The sequence below is a fragment of the Chryseobacterium sp. HNCC26DJ240 genome (assembly GCF_057180485.1).
On record NZ_JBXUGK010000016.1, the window covers coordinates 1 to 2,539 of the forward strand.

Here is a 2,539-nt window from a genome sequence, read left to right on the forward strand (position 1 = left end):
CAGGTGACTTAGGGATTCCAAAGCTCAGATTTACTGAATTTGGGGTTGAAAAATGGGAAACTAAAAAACTGGGAGAAATTGCAACTTTCACTAAGGGCAAAGGCATTTCAAAAAGTGATATTGATGAAAATGGTGAAACTGAATGCATTAGATATGGAGAGTTATATACTTTTTATGAAGAAGTTATTTCGGAAATAAAATCAAAAACAAATACAGATATTTCTTCTCTTGTTTTAAGTGAAGCTAATGATGTTATAATTCCTGCGTCTGGAGAAACTCAAATCGATATTGCAACCGCATCTTGTGTTCTCAAATCTGGAGTTGCTTTAGGTGGAGATTTGAATGTGATTAAAACTAAAAACAATGGTGTTTTTCTTTCATATTATTTGAACAGCAAAAAGAAATTAGAAATAGCCAAACTCTCCCAAGGAATTTCTGTTGTGCACTTGTATTCAAGTCAATTAGCGTTACTAAATTTGAAACTTCCTCAATTAGAAGAACAAAACAAATTAGCAAACTTTTTATCTCTTTTAAATTCTCGCCTTCAAACCCAAAAGAAAATAATTGAGGGTTTATCATTACAAAAGCTTTCAATAGTTAAAAAGCTATTTGAAAATGATATTAAGTTTAAAACTAATAATAAAAAACAGAATTGGGAACTAAAAAAATTATCTGAAATATCTGAAGAACATTTACATAAAAACCCAAATAATAAATATAGTGAAGTATTTTCTGTAGCAAAACATAAAGGTGTTATTAATCAGATTGAACATTTGGGACGTTCCTTTTCAGCAAAAGAGATTTTACATTACAAATTAGTTTATCCCGGTGATTTAGTTTACACTAAAAGTCCTACTTCTGATTTTCCTTTTGGAATTATTAAGCAAAATAGGACGGGAAGAATTGGAGTGGTTTCTCCATTATATTGTGTTTTTACACCTAATACTTTTGCATTAGGATATTTACTTCACGAATATTTTAATTCATCAGTCAATACTTTTAATTATTTAAATCCATTAGTTCAAAAAGGTGCGAAAAATACAATGAATATCAATAATGAAACATTTTTGAATGGGGCAAGTATTTTATTGCCAATGGATGAAGAAGAGCAAAAGAAGATTTATAAATTATTGCTATCTCTTGATGAAAAAATCAATTTAGAAACCGATATGCTAACTCAATACGAAAATCAGAAAAAATATCTATTACAAAATCTTTTTGTATAGGATATTTGGTTTTCGAGAGAGCCTTGTCAAGGTTTAAAACCTTGACAAGGCTTCGTTTTCTTAAACAAACAAATTAGCCAAAAGAAACTTTTTTTGAAGTTCTAATTTTTCTAAAATTTGTTTTTCGGTTACTATTTTTTCTTGAATGGAAGATAGAAATTTAGCTATTTTGGTTTGCTCGACCAGTGAAGGTAAGGAGATTTTAATTAATTCAATTTCTGATTTACTTATCTCTGGAAATGTTGAGCCATTCGCACGCTTTATTAATTCAAATTTGTTTTCCTTTATCCAATGGAACAAAAAAATATTATTACAATTTCCTTTTACTATTAAAGATTGAAACCCTTGATTAGTCGTACATTCTTCTTGTGCAATTGCAACTTCGCCAATAGTAGCTCTAGTTGTTAATAAAATAGAACCTTGTGGAAGAATTTTAGCTGATGAATTTTTCAAACCCAATTCGGAGATGGTTCTTTCGCTTTTAAAAACAAAATTTGATTTTATTTCTGTTGGAGTAAACCACTGAATATTACCATTCCAAAATTCAGATTTTTGGGTATCTGGCGTTCCTCCTCCGATTATAAAACAAATATTTTTCAGTTGTGTTAAATCCCAATCAGAAAAATAATTTCCTTGTTCATCTTTAAATCTTAATTTCTGAGAAAATATCTTTTCACGACTGGCTTTCATTAAGGTTTTTAACTTCTCAATTATTTTCATTGAACATAATATCCTCTTATCTAAGAGAGATAAAAATTCAGAAATCTTTCGTTGTTCTGAAATCGAAGGAAATGATAAATTAATATTAGAAATTCTACCCACATTAATGCTTAATACCTTGGAGCCCTGTGCTTCTCTTTTTATCTGATTTCTTACAAAATCAGATTTAAATAAATATCCAAGAAAACCTTTAGAGAAATTATTTTTGTGTGGCCTTGCTAAAAGAGTATGCAAACCAGAAAGTAATTTCTCTCCATTAAGATTTGTAATTTCGATACTTTTCCCAACATCACTTAAATCTTCAGAAGCATCTGCAAAAATTATGTCTCCTTCTTGACAATAAAAATCTTCTGAAATCCTATTTAGAAGAATATCTTCATTTATATATGGGACATTTTCTTTTCCTAAATCAAAAAGAGTTTGAAATTTAGTATGGATATCTCCATAGTGAACATTTTTTACGGTTCCTGATTCATAATTAAGATTATCTCTTGAATAAGAGTTGGTTACTTTGAAAGTCATTAGTTCTCCAAGTTTCTTATTTTCCCATTTATCCTTGAATTCTGAAAACCTCAATTTGGATACGTTTCCAT

2 protein-coding genes are annotated in these 2,539 nt (G+C 29.1%); one reads left to right on the forward strand and one right to left on the reverse strand.

The genetic code is table 11. The annotated features are described in order from the left end of the window. On the forward strand, positions 1 to 1,226 hold a 1,226-nt coding region (locus tag AC2A1G_RS19995; protein ID WP_484048641.1), incomplete at its 5' end, for a restriction endonuclease subunit S. Positions 1,227 to 1,286: 60 nt separating this feature from the next. On the opposite strand, the gene AC2A1G_RS20000 is transcribed toward AC2A1G_RS19995, so the two are convergent. Beyond that, positions 1,287 to 2,539 (reverse strand): restriction endonuclease subunit S (locus AC2A1G_RS20000; protein ID WP_484048642.1); only part of this gene is annotated, 1,253 nt, incomplete at its 5' end.